This window comes from Ruegeria sp. AH7, assembly GCF_056541325.1.
The window spans coordinates 321,960-342,367 of the sequence record NZ_JBQFYF010000003.1; the positions used below are offsets into that span (position 1 = coordinate 321,960).

A 20,408-nucleotide genomic window follows, 5' to 3' on the forward strand; every position below is an offset into this window, starting at 1 on the left:
ACACGCGCTTGTGCGTTTTACCACAACATGCCAAGGAGTGATCGCAAGATTTGAAGGGGACGTTAGATGAAATCTGGGCTGGTTGTACTGTGTCTGGCCTATGTCCTCAGCCAGTTCTTTCGCGCGTTCCTTGCGGTCCTGAGCCTTGATCTGGAACGCGACATCGGCGCCACGCCCGAAGATCTGGCCTTTGCCTCGGGCCTTTGGTTTTTGGTCTTTGCGGCCATGCAAATCCCGGTCGGCTGGGCGCTGGACCGGGTCGGCCCGCGCCTGACCGCTGCTGTATTGCTGCTGGTCGGCGGTGCAGGTGGGGCGGTTGTGTTTGCCGTGGCCACGTCCGCCGTTCACGTCAGTATTGCGATGGCGCTGATTGGGGTTGGGTGCTCTCCGGTTCTGATGGCGTCGTATTTCATCTTTGCACGCGAGTATCCGCCCGCCCGGTTTGCCACGCTTGCAGCAGTGATGCTGGGCGTGGGATCGGTGGGCAATCTGGTCGCTTCCTACCCAACCGCTCTTGCGGCTGAAATACTGGGCTGGCGTGCCACCCTGCTGGGCCTGGCTTTGGTTTCTGCAGTTGTCGCCCTTGGCATCTGGATCAGCGTGCGCGACCCGGCCAAGGTTGAAACCGAGCATAAGGGATCGGTTCTGGACCTGCTCAAAGAACCCGCCTTATGGCTGATCCTGCCCTTGATGCTGGTGGCTTACGCCCCCTCGGCCGCGCTGCGTGGATTATGGGCCGGTCCTTATCTGAACGATGTCTTTGGGCTCAGCACCACCCAGATCGGCACTGCAACGCTGATCATGGGGGCCGCGATGATTGCAGGGACCTTTGCCTACGGTCCGCTGGATCGCATTCTGGGCACGCGGAAATGGGTGATCTTCGGCGGCAACGCGCTGGGCGCTGCGGCTTTGGGTCTGCTGTGTGTGTGGATCGACAGCGCGGTCTGGGTCTCGGTCCTGCTGCTGGCAGTCATTGGGTTTCTGGGGGCCAGCTTTCCGGTTATCATGGCCCATGGCCGCGCCTTTGTGCCGCCGCATCTGATTGGGCGTGGGGTCACCTTGCTGAATCTGTTTGGAATCGGAGGCGTCGGCATTGCACAATTCGTGACCGGGCGTATCCATGCGGCAAACGCCGCTACCGGAGCCACCGCACCCTATCTGGCCATCTTCAGCTTTTTTGCCGTGACCCTTGCCATTGGCTGCGTGATCTATCTATTCAGCCGGGACAGCCTGGACTGATTGGAAACCGGAGGGACGGCCCGTGCAGGATATCGAGGTGATCGCACCCAACCTGAAACACAGCCTGTCCGGGGTCACAACCACGGTCATCCGCCTGCTGCCGATCCAGAAAGAGATGATCGGGATCGTCGCTACCGGTCCCGGCCTGCCCGAAGACCTGCCGCATATCCGCCTGATCAAGGTTCCGTTCCTGTCGAACCGCACCTGCCGGGTCTGGCACGCGCGACGCAATACCGAAATGCTGATGGGGCTGTTTCTGCGCAAGGTCCTGCGGCGCAATCTGAAACTGCTATTCACCTCTGCCGCGCAACGGGATCATTCGGGGTTTACCAAGACACTGATCTCGCAAATGGACGCGCTGATCGCGACAACGCCGCAGGCGGCCTCGTTTCTGCAACACCCGTCAACCGTCATCATGCATGGCGTAAACACCGAACTGTTCCATCCAGCGACCGACAAACAAACACTGCGCAACAAGCTGGGCTTACCCAGTGGCACCCTGATCGGTTGTTTCGGGCGCATTCGCCCTCAGAAGGGCGTTGATCTGCTGGTTGACGGCGCACTGAACGTCCTGCCCAATCACCCCGATGCCCACATCATCTTCACCGGCCGCGCCACCAGCGAATTCGAAGGGTTTCAAGCCGAACAGGAATCCAAACTACAAGCCGCAGGTCTAGCTGACCGTGTGCACTTCCTCGGCGAACGCCCGTGGGAAGAGATTGTCGAGACCTACCGCGCCCTCGATCTGTTCGTCGCCCCCGCCCGCCACGAAGGGTTCGGGCTGACCCCGCTTGAGGCAATGGCCTCGGGCGTGCCCGCGATTGCCTGTCACGGCGTAGGGGCCTTTAGCGCCCAGATTAAGGATGGCGAAACCGGGCGGCTGGTTGAAAAAGACAATGCCCCGGCATTGGCCCAAACGCTGGATCAGATGCTGTCCGACCCGGCCCAACTGGCCGCCGCCGGACAGGCCGCTCGCGCCCATGTGGAGCGGAATTTTCGAATCGAAGGCGAGGCGGAAGCCATCGTAAAGGTCTATCGATCTCTGCTGGACGCCGATTAGAGTGCGGTGAACGCCTCAAATCCGCGTCATTCATCGAAAACCGATCCGAAAGCTCTTTTTTCTTTGCTGCAACGCGGCTATCAACGCGCGTCCTTAACTTTGGAGACATGAAATGGGCTATCGCGTCGTTGTCGCCGGCGCCACAGGCAATGTGGGCCGCGAAATGCTGAACATCCTGGCGGAACGCCAGTTCCCGATCGATGAAATTGCCGCTCTGGCAAGCCGTCGTTCGCTGGGGACTGAGGTGACATTTGGCGACAAGACACTGACGACCAAGGACATCGACACATTTGATTTCACCGACTGGGACATGGCGCTGTTCGCAATTGGCTCAGACGCAACCAAGACCTACGGCCCAAAAGCGGCCGCAGCGGGTTGTGTGGTGATCGATAACTCATCGCTTTATCGCTACGACCCGGACATTCCGCTGATCGTGCCGGAATGTAACCCGCAAGCGATTCACGACTACAAAAACAAGAACATCATCGCCAACCCCAACTGCTCGACCGCTCAGATGGTTGTCGCGCTGAAGCCGCTGCACGACCGCGCACGTATCAAGCGCGTAGTCGTGTCGACCTATCAGTCGGTTTCGGGTGCCGGTAAAGAAGGCATGGATGAGCTGTGGGATCAGACCAAAGCCATCTACAACCCCACGACCGAGGTTGAGCCGAAGAAGTTCCAGAAGCAGATCGCCTTCAACGTCATTCCGCAGATCGACGTCTTCATGGAAGACGGCTCGACCAAGGAAGAGTGGAAGATGGTTGTCGAAACTAAAAAGATCGTCGATCCGTCGATAAAGGTTACGGCCACCTGCGTCCGCGTTCCGGTTTTCGTTGGCCACTCCGAGGCCGTGAATATCGAGTTCGAGGAATTCCTGGACGAAGATGAGGCCCGCGACATCCTGCGCGAGGCCCCTGGCATCATGGTCATCGACAAGCGTGAAGAGGGTGGCTACGTCTCGCCCATCGAGTGCGCGGGCGATTTCGCCACGTTCATCAGCCGCATCCGCCAGGATTCGACCATCGAGAACGGTCTGAACCTGTGGTGCGTATCGGACAACCTGCGCAAGGGCGCCGCGCTGAACGCAGTTCAGATTGCCGAGCTTATGGGTCGTGAGGTTCTGAAGAAGGGGTAAGAAAACCACCCTGACAAGAATATACAAAGCCCCGCAGCATCACCTGCGGGGCTTCTTTATTGTCCGAACGCAACGCGAATGCGCCGATTCAGACAGCGGCGTGCAAAATCTATTGAGTGAGAAGGTGTTGATTAAACCGCCAGTTCTGGACAAACCGGATCAGGACCCGATCTTGATGGCATCCTCATAAAGAAGAACCGCCCGTTCGGATTCGTTTTCAAGAACATCCATCTCAGCGCAGAAATGCACAACGTCATCAAGGCTGGGAACATCTGCGGCGTTCAAGGCTTCCACAGTCGGCTGAAGCTCGGCCCAATAGGCTTTTACCTGCTTCAGCGCAGCAAGCGAGGCGTCGCTTGGAGGCGTGGACATCTTGATATAGTCATTGCCGCCATCAATCAGCGCGTCGACGATCTTGCCAAATTTCTCGGCGTTCTTCTTGAACTTCTCGTGGTGTTCCGCCGTGTCTTTTCCTGTCGCGGCCAGGGCGATTTCTTTGCAAATTTTCTGTGTGATCATCCGCTGCCGACCCGCAAACTCCAGGGCCAAAGCCATAGACGGTTCGATATCGACCTCGCCATAGGCAGCTTCCAGCTTGCGAACGACCACGTGGTTGGCCTCTTCCAAAGGTTCCACATCGCCCACGATCATGGTCAATTGTGCGTCGCTCACGGATTTGGTGGTGACAATATCCTCAACCGCGATCCGATAGGGCGCCCACAATGTTGCGACTTCCTCAAGCGCTTTGTTGACCGAGTAGAACCGTTCGCGATCGATGCCCGACGATCCCTTGCCCTCTTTGAAACCAAGCAGAATATCGTCAAACTGATCATGCGCTTGTTGCAGTTCAGTCAGAGCCTTGTCGGCTTCGGCACCCAGGCTCAGCAACACGGTGGCTTTTGCGACTTTCTCGGTTAAAAAACTCAGCTTTTCCGCAGCCAGAATGCGATGCGCCACCTGACCTGCCGCCATAGCATGCGCGTAGCCTCCAACCGGCAAGAATGCTGCTAGCCCAAGTCCCAACGTTCCAGTGACGAAAACACGACGATCGATACTCATTTTTTACCTAACCCTGCTGCTTTTGCATGTGCATATCGAGCAAGAAGCGCCGCAATTGTCCCAGCGTAATGTTGAAAATAAGAAAATATAGTGACCTTTTACGGCTGAAATCCGCAGATTCACGCGCTAATCAACCGTATTAGCTAGGGATTCCGATCAGGGTTGTGTCCACCATCGACCCGTCGGCTTTTACGCAGGTTGATATCAGCGAGGCGCGCGCTCCACATGACCCAGACGGGTTTTCTGTTGGGAAATCACCGTGACGGGTACACCAGCCGGAAACCCCTGTTGTTGCATTCACCGGGTGCGTGTTTAGAAATCGAGTGGTCTGGACAAGTCTTACGCCCGCAATCGATCACATCCGCTCAAACAGAAGGCCCCGAGTAACCCCATGACGAACACAGCCTCCGAACAAAACCAACAGGACGCCGTCGAATACAGCCAGTCCCGGGGCTTGGTAGACCGGCTGGCGCGGTTGGGATGCTCGCTTGCGTTTTCATCCTACCAATCCGGGCTGCTGTACCATCTGGGGCGGGGTACTGACGGGTCGTTGCATGTACATCAGTCGGCCATGCCGAAACCCATGGGGCTGCATTATGATGGCCAAGGCGGGCTGACGCTGGCCGGGGGCGCCCAAATTCTGAGGTTCGAGAACATTCTCGCCCCGCATGAGCGCATCAACAACGTCTTCGATGCCTGTTTTATGCCTCGGGTTATACATAGTGTTGGTGAGTTGGATGTTCATGATATCGGGCTGGATACAGATGGTGCCCCCGTCTTTGTGAACACCCGTTTCAACTGCCTGGCGACCTTGTCCAAGCGCCACAGCTTCGTACCTGTCTGGACCCCTCCGTCGATCACTCAGATCGTGGATGAGGACCGGTGCCACCTGAATGGGATGGCCATGCGCGACGGCCAGCCCGCCTATATCACTGCCGTATCCCAATCCAACACGATTGACGGGTGGAGAGATCGCCGCGTTGACGGAGGCGTCGCCATTGACGTCCAGAACAACCAAGTTGTGTGCAAGGGCCTGTCGATGCCGCATTCGCCGCGCTGGTATAATGGCAAGCTCTGGCTTCTGAACTCTGGCACTGGTGAGCTTGGCTATGTGGACGGGTTGGAGAACGACGCGCCGGGCCAGTTCAAACCAATTGTCTTTTGCCCGGGTTTCCTGCGCGGGCTGCGGTTCTACAAAGGATATGCTTTCGTCGGTCTGTCCAAGCCGCGCTACAAACGGTTCGAAGGGCTGCCATTGGCAGATCGGCTGGACGCCGCAGACAGTGACGCGTGGTGTGGCTTGCAGATCATCGACCTTGCCAGCGGCACCTGTGTCGACTGGTTCCGCATCGATGGCGCGATCACGGAACTCTATGACGTCGAGATCATACCAGGATTTGCAACGCCCATGACGGTCAGCCCTGGCAGCGCCGAAGCGGCGAGCCTGATCACCTGGGATGAAGCGGGGTCAAACGCTGTGACTGGTTCACAAAGGTAATTCAGCCTGACCTTTACCTCCCAACCAATGTATTGAACGTCACACGGACCTGAACCACCCGTCATAGTCAGATCAAGGCTAGACTAACGTTCGACATCAAAAGACCCAAAAAAAATCGAACATACCGTTTGCAGTGAAGCTAGCTGCGAGCTGCGAGCTGCTGATCAGTGCGGTAAACCAAAAGAAAGTCCACTAGCGCCCAAGCTCTCAAATGCTGCGCAAGGCCCGAATGGCTGCTCGCGCTCATCAGACGCTTGCCATTCCGGCAGTCATTGCACCCAGGGCGACAAGGTGGACAAGCATGAGCGCCTTGTCATTCCATAGTGCTCCGACGGCGAACCATCCCACGACACCGACAAGAAACAGGTAAAGGTTCCAAGGTGTCCAGCCAAACCCCGTCGCGGTGTATCCCATGATCTGAATGGCAGATGCGCCCCACTTGACCGCGAAGACAAGGCGCTCGTGCGGTGATACAAGGGCCAAGGTATCAGACTGCACGGGTCAAACCTCCGTCGATACGCAGGTTTTGTCCCGTCATATAGCTGCCATCTTCCGAGGCGAGCCACGAAATGAGAGAGGACACTTCCGAAGCGAAACCGTAGCGCCCCATGGGAATGCGCTCCTTGCGGTCTTCGGTTTCGGGTAAGCTGTCGATGAATCCCGGAAGGACATTGTTCATCCGGATATTCTCTGACGCATATTTGTCCGAATAGAGCTTCGTGAATGCCGCAAGCCCGGCCCGGAAGACCCCCGACGTTGGAAAAAGAGGGTCGGGCTCGAATGCCGCAAAGGTTGAGATGTTGATGATTGCTCCGCCCCCATGCTCCTGCATCAAGGGAGTGACAAGCCGTGTTGGGCGGATGACGTTCATCAGATAAACTTCCATCCCTTCGTGCCAATCGTCGTCGCTGATTTCGAGGACCGATCCTTTTGGCCCGTGGCCAGCAGAGTTCACCAAGACATCGATGCGGCCCCAGCGCTCCTTCGCACCCTCGACCAAAGCGGTAAGCGCGTCTTGATCAAGGTTAGAGCCGGTTACGCCAAAGCCACCAAGTTCGCCGCCAAGCGCTTCACCCTTCCCGGACGAAGACAGGATGCCGATCTTGAACCCATCATCAGCCAGTTTGCGCGCTGCATCCGCACCCATGCCGCTGCCGCCTGCCGTGATCAGTGCTACTTTTTCTACTGTCATATCGAGTTTCCTTTCTTGCTTGAGCCATACATGCTGTTTTCTATGACAAATTTGGATTCAGAATTGATGTTGCATGACAGTAGAATTACTATTGCAGAATGATTGAACTCCCCCCGCTCAACAGCTTGCGTGCGTTTGACGCAGCAGGCCGCCGCCTCAGTTTCCGCTCAGCCGCCGATGAATTGGGTGTCACGCAGGGGGCCGTTGCGCAACAAGTGCGCCAGCTCGAAGCTCATCTGGGTGTGACACTGTTCGAACGGGTCCCAAAGGGCCTGAAGTTCACATCGGTCGGACGCAGCTTTCACAACAGGATAGCTAAGGTGTTCGCAGACCTTCGATCTGCAACTGCCGAATTGAAACCAGAGCCGAACAAAGTTCTCATCAGTGTCACACCGACCTTTGCTGCAAAATGGCTGATCCCCAATCTACCGGACTTCACCGCAGCACACCCGGATATCGATTTGCGGATCATGGCGACCGAAAGAGTTTCCAGCTTCTACAGCGACGGGATAGACCTTGCAGTGCGCCAAGGATCACCACCGTTTGGCGCATCACTGGACGTAGCCCTTTTGTTCAAGCAATCGCTGATCGCGGTCGCTGCGCCAAAGTTTGCGGACGAAGGTGACATTCCTCTGGATCCAGAAACCCTAGCAGAAAAGCCGAAGATCCATGACACTCATGACCAATGGCCCAGCTATCTCTCGTATTTGGGTGTGCAGGACCAGTCTCCTCGTCACCTTCGTCTAAGCCAAACATCCCTTGCGGTCGATGCTGCTATCGCCAGGCAAGGTGTGGCCTTGGTAAACCGGTTTCTGGTGGCTCATGACCTTGAGGCCGGACGTTTGGTCGAGGTCGGTAAAGCTTGGGACGCGGGCGGAAGTGATTTCTATGTCCTCATGCCGCGAACAGCCAAGAACAATGAGACGGTCGTCAATGTCATGACGTGGCTTACGGCGCGCTCCGCCAAAGATACCTAACTGTCTTGAAACATGAGTGGCCATTCAGATCATTCGGGCGAACGGCGGCAAAGGTCCACACTCCCGCCATTGAGTTAGAAACTTTTGGCTTTTGGAGCAACGATGTATGTCGTGGCAGTGAAATCATGTTTGTCCGATCCGCAACTTAAACATCGAAGGTCAAATATGAACAAAGGATAGGCGGTCGAAGCTTTGCCGCCAGTCGCTGACCTCGGCACCAACGTCGTCGCCCGCCAAGCCGCGCGCGATCAGGGTGGCCAGCCTGTCTGCATGATCCGTTGTCATGCCCCATCTTACCAGTTCCGGGGTGCCTATGCGCAAGCCGTTCATGTCGCCCTGCACTTCTGGCGCTGGAAGGCCGATGCCACAGGCCAGAAAACCCGCCTGTCGCAGGGTTTTGGAGGCTGTTTGCCCGCCACCAAACGCCTTGGCCAAGACAGCAAACTGGTGGGAGCAGGTGAAACCCTCTCGGCCAGCAAAGACTGGTACGCCATTGTCATTTAGACGCTCGGCAAGCGCTTGGGCCATTGCGATCATCTGTGCCGCATAGTCGGCCCCGAAATCGCGCCAATCCAGCATAGTGACCGCAAGCGCAGCAGATTTCGCCGCGTCGAAATTGGCCGTCATTCCGGGGAACGCGATTGCGTCCAGACGCTCGGCTAGATCAGCCTCATTGGTAACAATCAGCCCACCGGCAGGGCCGCCAAGGCTTTTGTAGGTGCTCATTGTCATCAAATGCGCCCCTTCAGCCAGCGGGTCACGCCACGCCTTGCCTGCGATGATCCCGCACTGATGCGCCGCGTCGAACATCACTTTGGCACCAACCTCATCGGCAATGGCGCGTATCTCTTTGACCGGGTGTTCGAACAGGTTGAGGCTGCCTCCGACCGTGATCAGTTTGGGTCGTTCGCGTTTCGCCATCACGTGCAGTTGATCCAGATCGATGGTGTATCCATCTGCGTCAGTTGGTGCCTCAACAGTACGCAGCCCGAACAAACCCGCACAGCCCGCCAAATGATGCGTGACATGACCGCCAATCGACGCAGGGGGTGCGATGATCGTGTCACCCGGTTTGCACGTGGCCATAAAGCCATAAAGGTTTGCAATCGCGCCCGACGGCACGCGGATTTCCGCGAAGCGTGCGTTAAAAACCTCTGCACAAAGCTGAGTTGCGATCACCTCGATCTCTTCGATGGCCTCAAGGCCCATCTCATATTTGTCGCCCGGATATCCAAGCGAAGGGCGCGACCCGATACCCGAAGACAGCAACGCCTCGGCGCGTGGGTTCATGACGTTGGTGGCCGGATTGAGGTTGAAACACTCTTTCTCATGAATCTCGCGGTTTCGGTTCGCCAAGTCTTCAATCCGGTCGAGCAAGGCCTCCGAGGTGCTACGCGCAGTGGTCGCTGCGATCTGCTGCACGAGCGTTTCACTGGCGTCCGGGACCCAGGATCGTAGGTCTATTGTCATTGTTGCATACTCCTTGCTTGGCTTCAGAATGGACGGTCTGCATGACAATGCAAATCAGTTCTGCTATTTCTTGCCCTAGAAAAACTAAGGCTGATGAATGGCAGTTCTTCCCCGACGACCCAAGGGGCCACCCCTGAACGCATTACGCGCCTTCGAGGCTGCCGCCCGTCTAGGCAGTTTCGTTGCAGCGGCCGAGGAGCTGGGTGTCACCGCAGGCGCGGTTTCACAGCATGTCAAAGCGATTGAGGCGTGGTCCGGCACCAGCCTATTTGAACGCAGCGCACAAGGTGTTTCACTGTCTGCCGCTGGCCGGTTGGTGACTGAAGAATTCACACAGGCCTTCGACCTTCTGGCAGCAGCAACCCAAAATTTGCGCAATCTGGCACCCAACCCCGAGTTTCACATCGCCGCGTTGCCGTCAGTCGCACAGCTTTGGTTGCCACCGCGTCTGGGTCGATTGCGTGAAATGCGCCCCAATCTGAACATCTCCGTGACAGCGATGGAGAAACCTCCGAGCCTGTCGAGAGATCTGTTCGACCTGTCCATCTTCATTTCCCTGCCCGATGAAACCGCAGATCAGATCATTGTCGAGGACGACATCATCTTTCCGGTTTGCTCGCCAAAGCTGGCGCAGGGTATCGAGCTTTCAACTGCGCCGCTGCTGCACGATCAGACCTGGGACAGCGATTGGCCAGCATGGTCAGGCGCCACAGATATCGATATCGGCGATCCGGCGCGCGGCCCTCGGTACTCGCTCTATGCCTTGGCGGTAGAAGAGGCGAAATCAGGCGCGGGGGTGCTGATGGGGCATGGTGCGCTAGTTGCGCAGGCGCTGGATGCACAGCAGCTCAGCCGAGTTTCAGAACGCAGCCATAAAACCGGCAAAGCACTGATGATCGAACGTCCACACAAGTCGCGGCGCCATCCGGAAATCGATCATGTCATCGATCTGCTGTGTAGAAAAGACCAGAGCTAACGCCAAAGCTGGTTTCGCTAACCGGCCGCATATCCAAGATAGCGACGGGTCCTGATATCCTCTGGCCGCGATCCGCACCGCTCGAACAAGGCGCGCGACAAAGCTGAGCGCGAGGAAAATCCGGTCGCAGCCGCAATTTCCAGCAACGACATGTCGGTCTGCCTCAGCAGATCAAGAACCCTCTCCAACCGAAGCTCTTTATAGGTTTGCAGAAGCGTCGCACCGGTCTTGCACAGATAACGTCTTTGCAGCTGGCGGGTCGAGGCACCGACCGCCTTTGAAAGGTCAGTGATACTCAGGGGCTCTTCAATATGCTCCAACATGGTCGCCAGGGTCAGAATGACCAGCTCATCCCCGTTGGATCTACGAATAAGCCGATTTACGGTTTGGCTTTCGATGGCCTGATTTGGCTCGTCCAGACCGACATATCTGCGCACCGCATCTGCAAGATGCTCGCCATGATCCCGCGACACAAACTCAGCCAGCAGGCGAAGGGCGCTGATGCGTGTGTTGGCGCTGTGCAATCGTCCATTGGGCGAAAGATAGGTTGAGGCGCCGCAACTTCTTATGCCTTGCTCGGATGCGGCCGCTTGAAAACTCGGATGTATTGCAGCGATATGCCCATCACACCCGCTAGCCTGAGCCAACAGCATCACAGCACCTCCAACCAGAACCGCCCGAGGCGCCAGATTCAAAATCTGAGTCGCCCAGTGCTTTTGCGTGCCAATCAGGTTCCAGTTGTCATCCAGATTGCCCCAGAAGACAGCCGTCCGCCCCGACCAATACAAAGGCCCGCCGACCTTATCCTCCGCAAGGATACGCAGCGTCACAACATGGCTCTGGTTTTCCATCAAACCGTTCAAAGCCCGGTAGAAATCCAATACCAGCTCTGCCGACGCCTTCGAGGCCTTCGGGTGTAAAATAACATCAACATACTGAACACGCTCAGACACCGCAGCCAAGGCGTTTGCCCTGTTTTCGGGTTCGTTGCGCAGGACGTAGTGTTTCATTTGCCAGGATACTTCTGTTTTGAGTGGCAGAGAGCGGGAACCGCTCTGCTGCCGGTGGCCCCCTCCTTTGTGTCGGGGGTTTGTTATCTTTACTCTGCGGCTTCGATGTATTCGGTCATTGGTGGGCATGTGCAGATGAGGTTTCGGTCGCCATATGCGTTATCGACGCGGTTGACGGGGGACCAGTATTTGTCGACGCCCATGGAGCCCGGGGGGAAGCAGGCCTGTTCGCGGGTGTAAGGCCGATCCCAGTCGCCGACCAGATCGCGCACCGTGTGGGGGGCGTTTTTCAGCGGGTTGTTTTCCGCGTCGATGGTGCCATCGATGATGTCTTGCGCCTCGGATCGGATCGAGAGCATGGCGTCGCAGAAGCGGTCCAGCTCGGCCTTGGGTTCCGATTCCGTGGGCTCGACCATCAGGGTGCCTGCCACCGGCCAGGACATGGTCGGCGCATGGAAGCCTGAATCGATCAGGCGCTTGGCCACATCGTCGACGGTCACATGCGCCGCGGCGTCCAAGGGGCGGGTGTCGAGGATGCATTCATGCGCCACACGACCGGTCTCGGAGGTGTAGAGGATGGGATAAGCATCCTTGAGCCGCGCCGCGATGTAGTTGGCGTTCAGGATCGCCACTTTGGTCGCTTGCGTCAGGCCCGCGCCGCCCATCAGCAGCACATAGGCCCATGAGACCGGCAGAATGGACGGCGAGCCGAAGGGCGCGGCCGAGACCGGACCCACGGCGGTGCCGTATTCCGGGTGGCCGGGCAGGTGCTCAGTCAGATGCGCCTTGACGCCGATCGGGCCCATGCCGGGGCCGCCGCCGCCATGGGGGATGCAGAAGGTCTTGTGCAGGTTCAGGTGGCTGACATCGCCGCCAATGTCACCGGGACGCGACAGACCCACCATGGCGTTCATGTTGGCCCCGTCGATATAGACCTGACCGCCATGATCATGGGTGATCTGGCAGACCTCTTGCACGGTGGTCTCAAACACGCCATGGGTCGAGGGGTAGGTGATCATGCAGCCGGCCAGATGATCGGAATGCTTCTCGGCCTTGGCGCGGAAGTCGTTCAGATCGATATTGCCATTCTCATCCGCCAGAACCGGCACAACCTGCCAGCCGACCATCTGGGCCGAAGCCGGGTTGGTGCCATGCGCCGAGGTTGGGATCAGGCAGACGTTCCGCTGACCCTCGCCACGGGCGAAGTGATAATTGCGGATGGTCAAGAGACCCGCATATTCCCCCTGTGCGCCCGAGTTGGGCTGCTGCGAGATCGCGTCATAGCCGGTGATCTGGCACAGCTTGTCGTTCAGATCGGCAATCATCTCGTGATAGCCCTGCGCCTGATCTTGCGGCACAAACGGGTGCAGATTGCCGAACTCGGGCCAGGTGACCGGGATCATCTCGATCGTGGCGTTCAGCTTCATGGTGCACGAGCCCAGCGGGATCATCGCCCGGTCCAGCGCCAGGTCGCGGTCGGCCAGACGGCGCATATAGCGGGTGATCTCGGCCTCGGCCCGGTTCTGGTGGAAGATCGGGTGGGTCAGGTATGCGCTTTCGCGCAGGGCGTAATCGGGCAGACGGTAATCGACATTTGCGCTGTCATCCTGACGGTCGATGCCGAAGGCGCCCCAGACGGCCTCGATGGTCTCGGGCCGGGTCTGTTCGTCCAGGCTTATGCCAACCTTGGTCTCGCCCACCTTGCGCAGGTTCACACCACGCGCGACGGCGGCCTCCATCACTGTTGTCTGCAGGGGACCGACCTCAACCGTGATCGTATCGAAGAACACTTCCGGTTCCACGGCAAAGCCCGCCTCTTCCAGACCGGCCGCCAGACGCGAGGTCTTGCGGTGTACCGATTGCGCGATGGCCTTGATGCCATCAGGGCCGTGATAGACCGCATACATCGAGGCAATCACCGCCAGCAGCGCCTGCGCGGTGCAGACATTCGAGTTCGCCTTCTCACGCCGGATATGCTGTTCGCGGGTTTGCAGCGACAAGCGGTAGGCCTTGTTGCCGCGGCTGTCGATCGACACACCGATGATCCGGCCCGGCATCGAGCGCTTCAGCTTGTCGGTGGTCGCCATATAAGCCGCGTGCGGGCCACCATAGCCCATCGGCACACCAAAGCGCTGGGTCGAGCCGATGGCGATATCCGCGCCCATCTCACCAGGGGATTTCAGCAGGGCCAGCGACAGGATGTCGGCGGCGACAATGGCGATGGCTTTGTGCTCATGCAGCGCGGCGATTTCCGATGTGAAGTCGCGCACGTGGCCATGGGTGCCCGGGTACTGGAAGATCGCGCCAAAGACGGCGCCCGCATCCAGCGTGTCCGGATCGGCGACCTGCACGTCGATGCCCAGAGGTTCGGCGCGGGTTTTGATCACCGCGATGGTCTGCGGGTGGCAGTTCTTGTCGACAAAGAAGGCCGCGTTGTTGGCTTTCGAACGCCCGCCGCGCTTGGCCATCGCCATGGCTTCGGCCGCAGCAGTGGCTTCGTCCAGCAAGGAGGCATTGGCCACATCCAGCCCGGTCAGATCGCTGACCATGGTCTGGAAGTTCAACAGCGCCTCAAGACGGCCCTGGCTGATCTCGGGCTGATAGGGCGTATAGGCGGTGTACCAGGCCGGGTTTTCCAGGATGTTGCGCAGGATCGGCGCAGGCGTCGTGGTGCCGTAATAGCCCTGACCGATCAGCGAGGTCAGAACGGTGTTCTTGCTCGCCACCTCTTTCATGTGAAAGAGCGCATCGCGTTCCGTCATCGCCGGACCCCAGTCCAGCGGCTCTTTCTGGCGGATCGCGGGCGGGACGGTGGCGTCGATCAGCTGGTCCAGCGTCTTGAAGCCGATCACCTTGAGCATGTCGCGCATCTCGGTCGGGCTGGGCCCGATATGGCGGCGGTTGGCGAAGTCATAGGCTTCGTAATCGGTCAGTTTGAAGGCCATGTGGTGCGCTCCTCAAGGATAGATCAGGCCCGACGGAGACGGCAGGAGCCTCCGGCGGGTGTATTTGGAAAAAGATGAAGGGGCGGATCCGCGCAAGGATCCGCCGCTTGAATTACCCGATGAAGGCTTTGTAGCCGGCCTCATCCATCAGATCTTCCAGCTGCGCCGCGTCGGTGATCTTGATCTTGTAGATCCAGGCCTCGCCCTCGGGGTCTTCGTTCAGCGCGCCGGGATTGTCGGCCAGCGCTTCGTTCACTTCCGTGATCTCGCCATCGACCGGCGCATAAAGTTCCGAGGCCGCTTTGACGGATTCGATCACGCCGATCTCGCCGTCTTTCTCGAACTCGTCGCCCACTTCCTGCTGCTCGACAAACACCACCTCGCCCAGCTGTTCAGCCGCGTGTTTGGTGATGCCCAGCGTGGCGGTGTCGCCCTCGACCATCAGCCATTCATGCTCTTCGGAATAATAGGTTGCCATGTCTCTCTCTCCTGGCTTCAACGCTTGTAATTCTGGGTGACAAAGGGCAGCGCCACAATCTGCGCCGGTTGCGCCTTGCCCCGGATGATCAGGTTCACCTTCTCGCCCGGCTCACCGTGACCGGCGGACACGTAGCCCATCGCAACCGGGCCACCCACCGTGGGGCCAAAGCTGCCCGAGGTGATCCGACCGATGGTGTTGCCACTGCTGCACTGGATCTCAACGCCCTGACGCGCCGGGGCGCGGCCATCGGGTTTGATGCCCACCAGCTTGCGCGCGGCACCCTCGGCCAGTTCTTTCTGCACGCGATCGGCACCCGGGAAGCCGCCCTCTTCCTTGCGGCGCTTCTGAATGGCCCAGCCAAGGCTGGCTTCAATCGGCGAGGTGCTCTGGTCAATGTCATTGCCATAGAGGCACAGCCCGGCCTCCAGCCGCAGGCTGTCGCGCGCGCCCAGACCGGCCGGCTCACAATCCTCATGCGCCAGAAACGCCTTGGTGATCTCAATGGCCTTGTCCTCGGGGATCGAGATCTCATACCCGTCCTCACCGGTATAACCCAGCCGCGAGATACGGCATTCGACGCCGTTGATATCCGCCAGGGTGGTTTCCATGAACTTCAGGTCGCGGGCGGCGGGGCAAAGCTCACCCACCACGTCTTCGGCCTTGGGACCCTGCACCGCCACCAGCGCCCGGTCGAAGATCTCGGTCACTTCAACGCCGTCCAGGTTCGCCTGCATATGTGGAATGTCCTGATGCCGCAGCGCCGCGTTCACCACCACAAAATAATGATCCCCCGCGTTCGACACGATCAGGTCATCCATGATCCCACCGTCTTCGTTGGTAAAGAACCCGTACCGCGCCTTGCCTTCCTTCAGCGTCGCATAAGCCTGCGGGCACAAAGCTTCCAGCTTCTCACCCACATTCTCACCCCGCAAAATCACCTGACCCATATGAGACACATCAAACACCGCCGCCTTCTCACGGCACTGCTTATGTTCCCCCATAATCCCCAACGGATACTGAACAGGCATCTCCCAACCAGCAAAATCAACCAGCTTACCCCCCAACTCAACATGCAACGAGTGCAAGGGCGTGCGCTTCAAAGTGGTCATTTCTCTAACCTCTCAATCAACGGGATTGGTCGCGAACGACCATAACGGTGCAATGCGCGTTGCGCACGACACGGGCCAGGTTCGGGCCAATCTCATAATTCGGGAAGTCGCCCTTGGTCGACGCCATGACGATCAGATCAAAGCCTTCCTTGTAGGCAAGCTTCAGGATTTCGCGGTAGACGCTGCCTTCTTCGACGTGAATCGCCACACCGGGGGCGCTGCCGTGATCCAGAATGGCCTGAACCGCATTGCGCACATGGTCCTTGGCGCCTGCACCATAGTTGGCGGGCAGGTTTGGCAGCTGAATGATCTCGGGGATGACGGCCACTGTATGCAGTTCCGCCCCGTAGAACTTCGCCTGTTCTTGCGCCAGTGGCAGGGCGTTTGTCCACGACCGGTCATCGGTGTGATCAATGGGCAGCAGGATTTTCGTCGCCATCACGTCTCTCCTCGTGACTTAGAGTTTTGTTTCGAGGCCGGGGGGTCGGGTTGGCCCCCCGTTTTTCTCAGGGCCGGATTATTCGGCTGGCGAACCGCCCGGTTCTTCCGACTGTCCGCCCGAGGCGAAGAACTCTTTCGTCAGTTTGAAGACGATCGGGCTCAGCAGGGCCAGGGCAATCAGGTTCGGGATGGCCATCATCGCGTTCAGCGTGTCCGCCAGCAGCCAGATGAAGCCCAGATCCGCCGTTGCGCCGAAATAGATCGCAATGATCCACAGCACGCGGTAGGGCAGCAGGGATTTGACACCCAGCAGGAACTCGACACATTTCTCGCCGTAGAAAGACCAGCCCAGAATGGTGGTGAAGGCAAAGATCGACAGCGCGATTGCGATCAGGTGACCACCGCCCGGCAGGGAGTTGGCGAAGGCCAGCGAGGTCAGCGCCGCGCCCGATTCACCGGAAGTCCATGCACCCGAAGAGATGATCGCCAGACCGGTGATCGAGCAAACGATGATGGTGTCGATGAACGTACCCAACATCGCGATCAGGCCCTGGTTGACCGGACCTTTGGTTTCGGCCGCGGCGTGAGCGATCGGGGCGGACCCCAGACCGGCTTCGTTCGAGAAAACACCGCGCGCCACACCAAAGCGGATGGCGGCCCAGACGGCGGCACCCGCGAAACCACCTTCGGCGGCCGAGGGGGTGAAGGCGTGAGTGAAGACCAGCGACAAGGCGTGACCGATATTGCCGATGTTGATCAGCAGAACCAGCAGGCCGGCGATGATGTATGCAATCGCCATGAATGGAACCAGCTTGCCGGCAACCGCACCGATGCGGGTGATGCCGCCCAGAATAACAGCCGCTGTCAGGACCATTAGAACAACGCCAGTGATCGAGGTATTCACGCCGAAATTCGACTCCAGAACCTGTGCCACACCGTTGGCCTGTACGCCATTGCCGATGCCGAAGGCTGCGATTGCGCCGAACAGGGCGAAGGCGACGCCCAGCCAGGCCCATTTCGCGCCCAGACCGTTCTTGATGTAATACATCGGACCGCCGACAAAGTTGCCCAGCTCGTCCTTTTCACGGTATTTCACCGCGCAGACAGCCTCGGCATATTTGGTGGCCATGCCCACCAGGGCGGTCATCCACATCCAGAACAACGCGCCCGGACCGCCCAGGAAGACAGCAGTGGCCACACCGGCGATGTTCCCCGTACCGATGGTCGCCGACAGCGAGGTCATCAGCGCGTTGAACGGGCTGATCTGCCCTTCGCCCTGCCCCTCGCGGCCTTTGAACAACAGGCTGAAGCCCGTGCCAATGCGCAGGATCGGCATGAATTTCAGCCCGACCTGCAAGAAGAAGCCGACGCCAAGGATGAGAACCAGCATCAGCGGCCCCCACACGACGCCATTGATGGCTCCTACGATTGAGTTTAACGCTTCCATGGTATTCCTCCCTAGTGCGTCTGGTTATGCCCCGGCAGCAATTGCCCGCTGGCGGGCTTGCTTGAGGGCGGCAAAGTCTTCGTCCGCATGGAACGACGAACGGGTCAGCGGCGTGGCCGACACGTGCAGAAAGCCCTTGGAGCGCGCGATCTGCTCCAGCTGGGCGAACTCCTCCGGCGACCAGAACCGGTCGATCGGGTGATGTTTCGGGGTCGGTTGCAGGTATTGCCCGACTGTCAGGAAATCGACATTTGCGGCGCGCAGGTCATCCATCACCTGGCGCACGTCACTGAGGCTTTCGCCAAGGCCGACCATCAGGCCGGATTTGGTGAAGATCTCAGGGTTTGCGCGTTTGGCATCGTCCAGCAAGCGCAGCGACGCATAGTAACGGGCACCGGGCCGAACCGTCGGATAAAGATTCGGCACAGTTTCCAGATTGTGGTTGAAAACGTCGGGGGCGGCCGCAAAGACCAGATCGGCCGCATCCCCTTTGCCCAGGAAGTCGGGGGTCAGAACTTCTACCGTCGTGCCGGGATTCTGGTGCTGCACAGCACGGATGGTTTGGGCAATATGGTCAGCACCGCCATCGGCCAGATCATCGCGGTCGACCGAGGTGATCACCACGTGGCGTAGGCCCAGTTTCTTGACGGCGGCGGCAACCCGGCCCGGTTCAAACGGGTCCAGCGCATCAGGTCGACCGGTGGCAACATTGCAGAAGGAACAACCACGGGTGCAGACCTCGCCCATGATCATCATGGTGGCGTGACGTTTGGACCAGCATTCGCCGATATTCGGACAGGCGGCTTCTTCGCAGACCGTGGCGAGGTTATGCTCTCGCATCAAGCGACGGGTCTTATAATACTCGGCGCCATCGCCCTTTTTCTTGCGAATCCACTTAGGCTTGCGCGGAATGACGCTGTCGGCTTTTTTGGCCTTTTCGGGGTGGCGGGGGCGAAGCTGGATGGTCATCTGGTGGCTCCTTCTTACGCGTGGATCGCGCGATCCATGGCGTCGAGGCAGGCTTCTTTGACCGCCTCGCCCATGGCTGGGTGCGCATGACAGGTGGAGGCGACCTCGGACACGGTTGCGCCTTTGGTCATGGCCAGAACCAGTTCGGCAATCAGCTCACCGCCATGGGCACCGCAGATATGCGCACCCAGGATTTTGCCGTTCGGGTCCGCCAAAACCTTGACCGCGCCGTCGGATTCACCTGTCGACCGCGCGCGCGAGTTGGCCATGAACGCGAATTTGCCGACTGCGTATTCGGCACCGGCTTCTTTCAGCGCCTCTTCAGTCACACCGACCGAGGCAACCTCAGGGTCGGTGTAAACGACGCCCGGCACGGTGTTGTAGTCGACATGGCCGCCCTGCCCTGCCAACATCTCAACGCAGGCAACGCCATCTTCCTCGGCCTTATGGGCCAGCATCGGTCCGGGGACGCAGTCCCCGATCGCATAGATGCCGGGAACCGATGTGCGGAAGCTGTTGTCAACTTGAACAAAGCCGCGCGGGTCAAGAGCTATCCCCAATTCTTCCAGCCCCAACCCGCGCGTGACGGGCCGGCGTCCGACGGCGATCAGAACCTTGTCGGCTTCGATCACCTCTTCCTTGTCTTTGCCGACCCGGTCCAGAGTAAGCGTCAATCCGGTTTCAGACTTTTCAATGGCCTTCAGCGCGCGTCCCAACTGGAACTTCAGGCCGCGTTTGATGAGCGCGCGCTGCGCCAGTTTCGCAATCTCGCCGTCGATACCGGGCAGGACACGGTCCAGATACTCAACCACTGTGACCTTGGCTCCAAGACGCGCCCAGACCTGACCCAACTCAAGCCCGATCACCCCTGCCCCGACGACAACCAGATGATCCGGCACCGTGTCCAGCGCCAAGGCATCGGTTGAGCTGAGAACATCCTGCTCATCGATCTCAATACCGTTCAGCGGTGTCGGCTCAGACCCTGTGGCGATCAGGATATTCTTGGCCTCATAGATGTCGTCGCCAACCTGCACCTGCCCGTCGGCGGGAATGCTGGCCCAGCCTTCGATCAGCTCAACGCCGTTCTTCTTGAATAGAAAACCAATGCCTTTGGTCAGATCGCCAACGATCTTGTCCTTGCGCCCCATCATCGCGGGCACGTCGATGCTGGCCCCCTCAACCGCAATGCCATGGGAGGAGAGATGTGCAAGCTCGGCATATTTGGCCGAGGAGGTCAGCAACGCTTTGGAGGGAATGCACCCCACATTCAGACAGGTTCCACCCAGCGCCCCGCGCCCTTCCACGCAAGCCACTTTCATACCCAGTTGAGCCGCGCGGATCGCAGCAACATAACCGCCGGGGCCGCCCCCGATGACGATGAGATCGTAAATGCTCATTGG

At 58.9% G+C, this 20,408-nt stretch carries 18 protein-coding genes; 6 read left to right on the forward strand and 12 right to left on the reverse strand.

Going from position 1 to position 20,408, the window contains the following annotated elements:
- Positions 1–66 precede the first annotated feature (66 nt).
- The 3 genes from ACR0JX_RS09840 to ACR0JX_RS09850 all read left to right on the forward strand — a co-directional run bounded on the left by ACR0JX_RS09840 (position 67) and on the right by ACR0JX_RS09850 (position 3,434).
- Positions 67–1,239 (forward strand): MFS transporter, encoded by a 1,173-nt coding sequence (locus tag ACR0JX_RS09840; protein WP_480543562.1) that lies wholly within the window; start codon positions 67–69, stop codon positions 1,237–1,239.
- Positions 1,240–1,261: 22 nt separating this feature from the next.
- Entirely contained in the window at positions 1,262–2,299 is a 1,038-nt protein-coding gene (locus ACR0JX_RS09845) for a glycosyltransferase family 4 protein (protein WP_480543563.1), read from the forward strand.
- Between the two features lie 112 nt (positions 2,300–2,411).
- Positions 2,412–3,434: an aspartate-semialdehyde dehydrogenase gene (locus ACR0JX_RS09850; protein ID WP_480543565.1), complete on the forward strand. Its 1,023-nt coding sequence runs from the start codon at positions 2,412–2,414 to the stop codon at positions 3,432–3,434.
- 159 nt (positions 3,435–3,593) lie between these two features.
- Here the strand turns inward: ACR0JX_RS09850 and ACR0JX_RS09855 are convergent, their stop codons facing one another.
- A complete protein-coding gene (locus ACR0JX_RS09855) occupies positions 3,594–4,493 on the reverse strand; it encodes a type IV pili methyl-accepting chemotaxis transducer N-terminal domain-containing protein (protein ID WP_480543567.1) in 900 nt (299 codons plus the stop codon).
- A 391-nt stretch (positions 4,494–4,884) separates the two neighbouring features.
- Between ACR0JX_RS09855 and ACR0JX_RS09860 the strand changes: the two genes are divergently transcribed.
- Positions 4,885–5,991 (forward strand): TIGR03032 family protein, encoded by a 1,107-nt coding sequence (locus tag ACR0JX_RS09860; protein ID WP_480543569.1) that lies wholly within the window; start codon positions 4,885–4,887, stop codon positions 5,989–5,991.
- A gap of 246 nt (positions 5,992–6,237) precedes the next feature.
- On the opposite strand, the gene ACR0JX_RS09865 is transcribed toward ACR0JX_RS09860, so the two are convergent.
- Together ACR0JX_RS09865 and ACR0JX_RS09870 are read right to left on the reverse strand one after the other, a co-directional pair.
- Positions 6,238–6,489, reverse strand: a complete 252-nt coding sequence (locus ACR0JX_RS09865; protein WP_480543571.1) for a DUF6552 family protein — start codon at positions 6,487–6,489, stop codon at positions 6,238–6,240.
- The gene (locus ACR0JX_RS09870; protein ID WP_480543573.1) at positions 6,479–7,183 is read right to left on the reverse strand and encodes an SDR family oxidoreductase; all 705 of its coding nucleotides are present in this window, start codon (positions 7,181–7,183) and stop codon (positions 6,479–6,481) included. Before ACR0JX_RS09870 ends, ACR0JX_RS09865 begins: the two co-directional genes overlap by 11 nt.
- 98 nt (positions 7,184–7,281) lie before the next feature.
- Between ACR0JX_RS09870 and ACR0JX_RS09875 the strand changes: the two genes are divergently transcribed.
- Entirely contained in the window at positions 7,282–8,160 is an 879-nt protein-coding gene (locus ACR0JX_RS09875) for a LysR substrate-binding domain-containing protein (protein WP_480543575.1), read from the forward strand.
- A gap of 159 nt (positions 8,161–8,319) precedes the next feature.
- Here ACR0JX_RS09875 and ACR0JX_RS09880 read toward each other — a convergent pair whose 3' ends face one another.
- On the reverse strand, positions 8,320–9,630 hold the full coding sequence (locus tag ACR0JX_RS09880; protein ID WP_480543577.1) for an aminotransferase class I/II-fold pyridoxal phosphate-dependent enzyme: 1,311 nt from the start codon (positions 9,628–9,630) through the stop codon (positions 8,320–8,322).
- A gap of 97 nt (positions 9,631–9,727) precedes the next feature.
- Between ACR0JX_RS09880 and ACR0JX_RS09885 the strand changes: the two genes are divergently transcribed.
- The gene (locus tag ACR0JX_RS09885; protein ID WP_480543579.1) at positions 9,728–10,606 is read left to right on the forward strand and encodes a LysR family transcriptional regulator; all 879 of its coding nucleotides are present in this window, start codon (positions 9,728–9,730) and stop codon (positions 10,604–10,606) included.
- 17 nt (positions 10,607–10,623) lie between these two features.
- On the opposite strand, the gene ACR0JX_RS09890 is transcribed toward ACR0JX_RS09885, so the two are convergent.
- The 8 genes from ACR0JX_RS09890 to lpdA all read right to left on the reverse strand — a co-directional run bounded on the left by ACR0JX_RS09890 (position 10,624) and on the right by lpdA (position 20,405).
- Positions 10,624–11,616, reverse strand: coding sequence for a helix-turn-helix domain-containing protein (locus tag ACR0JX_RS09890; RefSeq protein ID WP_480543581.1), 993 nt, complete (start codon positions 11,614–11,616; stop codon positions 10,624–10,626).
- Between the two features lie 89 nt (positions 11,617–11,705).
- Positions 11,706–14,561 (reverse strand): aminomethyl-transferring glycine dehydrogenase, encoded by a 2,856-nt coding sequence (gcvP, locus tag ACR0JX_RS09895; protein WP_480543583.1) that lies wholly within the window; start codon positions 14,559–14,561, stop codon positions 11,706–11,708.
- A 112-nt stretch (positions 14,562–14,673) separates the two neighbouring features.
- A complete protein-coding gene (gene gcvH / locus ACR0JX_RS09900) occupies positions 14,674–15,039 on the reverse strand; it encodes a glycine cleavage system protein GcvH (RefSeq protein ID WP_480543272.1) in 366 nt (121 codons plus the stop codon).
- A gap of 17 nt (positions 15,040–15,056) precedes the next feature.
- The gene (gene gcvT, locus ACR0JX_RS09905) at positions 15,057–16,151 is read right to left on the reverse strand and encodes a glycine cleavage system aminomethyltransferase GcvT (protein ID WP_480543585.1); all 1,095 of its coding nucleotides are present in this window, start codon (positions 16,149–16,151) and stop codon (positions 15,057–15,059) included.
- Between the two features lie 16 nt (positions 16,152–16,167).
- The gene (locus ACR0JX_RS09910; RefSeq protein ID WP_480543587.1) at positions 16,168–16,590 is read right to left on the reverse strand and encodes a universal stress protein; all 423 of its coding nucleotides are present in this window, start codon (positions 16,588–16,590) and stop codon (positions 16,168–16,170) included.
- A 78-nt stretch (positions 16,591–16,668) separates the two neighbouring features.
- Complete coding sequence (locus ACR0JX_RS09915; RefSeq protein ID WP_480543589.1) at positions 16,669–18,039, reverse strand: alanine/glycine:cation symporter family protein; 1,371 nt, start codon at positions 18,037–18,039, stop codon at positions 16,669–16,671.
- Positions 18,040–18,063: 24 nt separating this feature from the next.
- Positions 18,064–19,008 carry a lipoyl synthase gene (gene lipA / locus ACR0JX_RS09920; protein WP_480543590.1) on the reverse strand — a complete coding sequence of 315 codons (945 nt, stop codon included), beginning with the start codon at positions 19,006–19,008 and terminating at the stop codon, positions 18,064–18,066.
- A 14-nt stretch (positions 19,009–19,022) separates the two neighbouring features.
- The gene (gene lpdA / locus ACR0JX_RS09925) at positions 19,023–20,405 is read right to left on the reverse strand and encodes a dihydrolipoyl dehydrogenase (protein ID WP_480543592.1); all 1,383 of its coding nucleotides are present in this window, start codon (positions 20,403–20,405) and stop codon (positions 19,023–19,025) included.
- Positions 20,406–20,408: the final 3 nt, after the last annotated feature.

Excerpts from the sequence above, each read along its gene's own strand:
- ACR0JX_RS09840 (WP_480543562.1), top strand. The coding sequence starts at position 67 with ATGAAATCTGGGCTGGTTGTACTGTGTCTGGCCTATGTCCTCAGCCAG.
- ACR0JX_RS09850 (WP_480543565.1), top strand. The coding sequence starts at position 2,412 with ATGGGCTATCGCGTCGTTGTCGCCGGCGCCACAGGCAATGTGGGCCGC.
- ACR0JX_RS09855 (WP_480543567.1), bottom strand. The coding sequence starts at position 4,493 with ATGAGTATCGATCGTCGTGTTTTCGTCACTGGAACGTTGGGACTTGGG.
- ACR0JX_RS09860 (WP_480543569.1), top strand. The coding sequence starts at position 4,885 with ATGACGAACACAGCCTCCGAACAAAACCAACAGGACGCCGTCGAATAC.
- ACR0JX_RS09870 (WP_480543573.1), bottom strand. The coding sequence starts at position 7,183 with ATGACAGTAGAAAAAGTAGCACTGATCACGGCAGGCGGCAGCGGCATG.
- ACR0JX_RS09875 (WP_480543575.1), top strand. The coding sequence starts at position 7,282 with ATGATTGAACTCCCCCCGCTCAACAGCTTGCGTGCGTTTGACGCAGCA.
- ACR0JX_RS09880 (WP_480543577.1), bottom strand. The coding sequence starts at position 9,630 with ATGACAATAGACCTACGATCCTGGGTCCCGGACGCCAGTGAAACGCTC.
- ACR0JX_RS09885 (WP_480543579.1), top strand. The coding sequence starts at position 9,728 with ATGGCAGTTCTTCCCCGACGACCCAAGGGGCCACCCCTGAACGCATTA.
- ACR0JX_RS09890 (WP_480543581.1), bottom strand. The coding sequence starts at position 11,616 with ATGAAACACTACGTCCTGCGCAACGAACCCGAAAACAGGGCAAACGCC.
- gcvP (WP_480543583.1), bottom strand. The coding sequence starts at position 14,561 with ATGGCCTTCAAACTGACCGATTACGAAGCCTATGACTTCGCCAACCGC.
- gcvH (WP_480543272.1), bottom strand. The coding sequence starts at position 15,039 with ATGGCAACCTATTATTCCGAAGAGCATGAATGGCTGATGGTCGAGGGC.
- gcvT (WP_480543585.1), bottom strand. The coding sequence starts at position 16,151 with ATGACCACTTTGAAGCGCACGCCCTTGCACTCGTTGCATGTTGAGTTG.
- ACR0JX_RS09910 (WP_480543587.1), bottom strand. The coding sequence starts at position 16,590 with ATGGCGACGAAAATCCTGCTGCCCATTGATCACACCGATGACCGGTCG.
- ACR0JX_RS09915 (WP_480543589.1), bottom strand. The coding sequence starts at position 18,039 with ATGGAAGCGTTAAACTCAATCGTAGGAGCCATCAATGGCGTCGTGTGG.
- lipA (WP_480543590.1), bottom strand. The coding sequence starts at position 19,008 with ATGACCATCCAGCTTCGCCCCCGCCACCCCGAAAAGGCCAAAAAAGCC.
- lpdA (WP_480543592.1), bottom strand. The coding sequence starts at position 20,405 with ATGAGCATTTACGATCTCATCGTCATCGGGGGCGGCCCCGGCGGTTAT.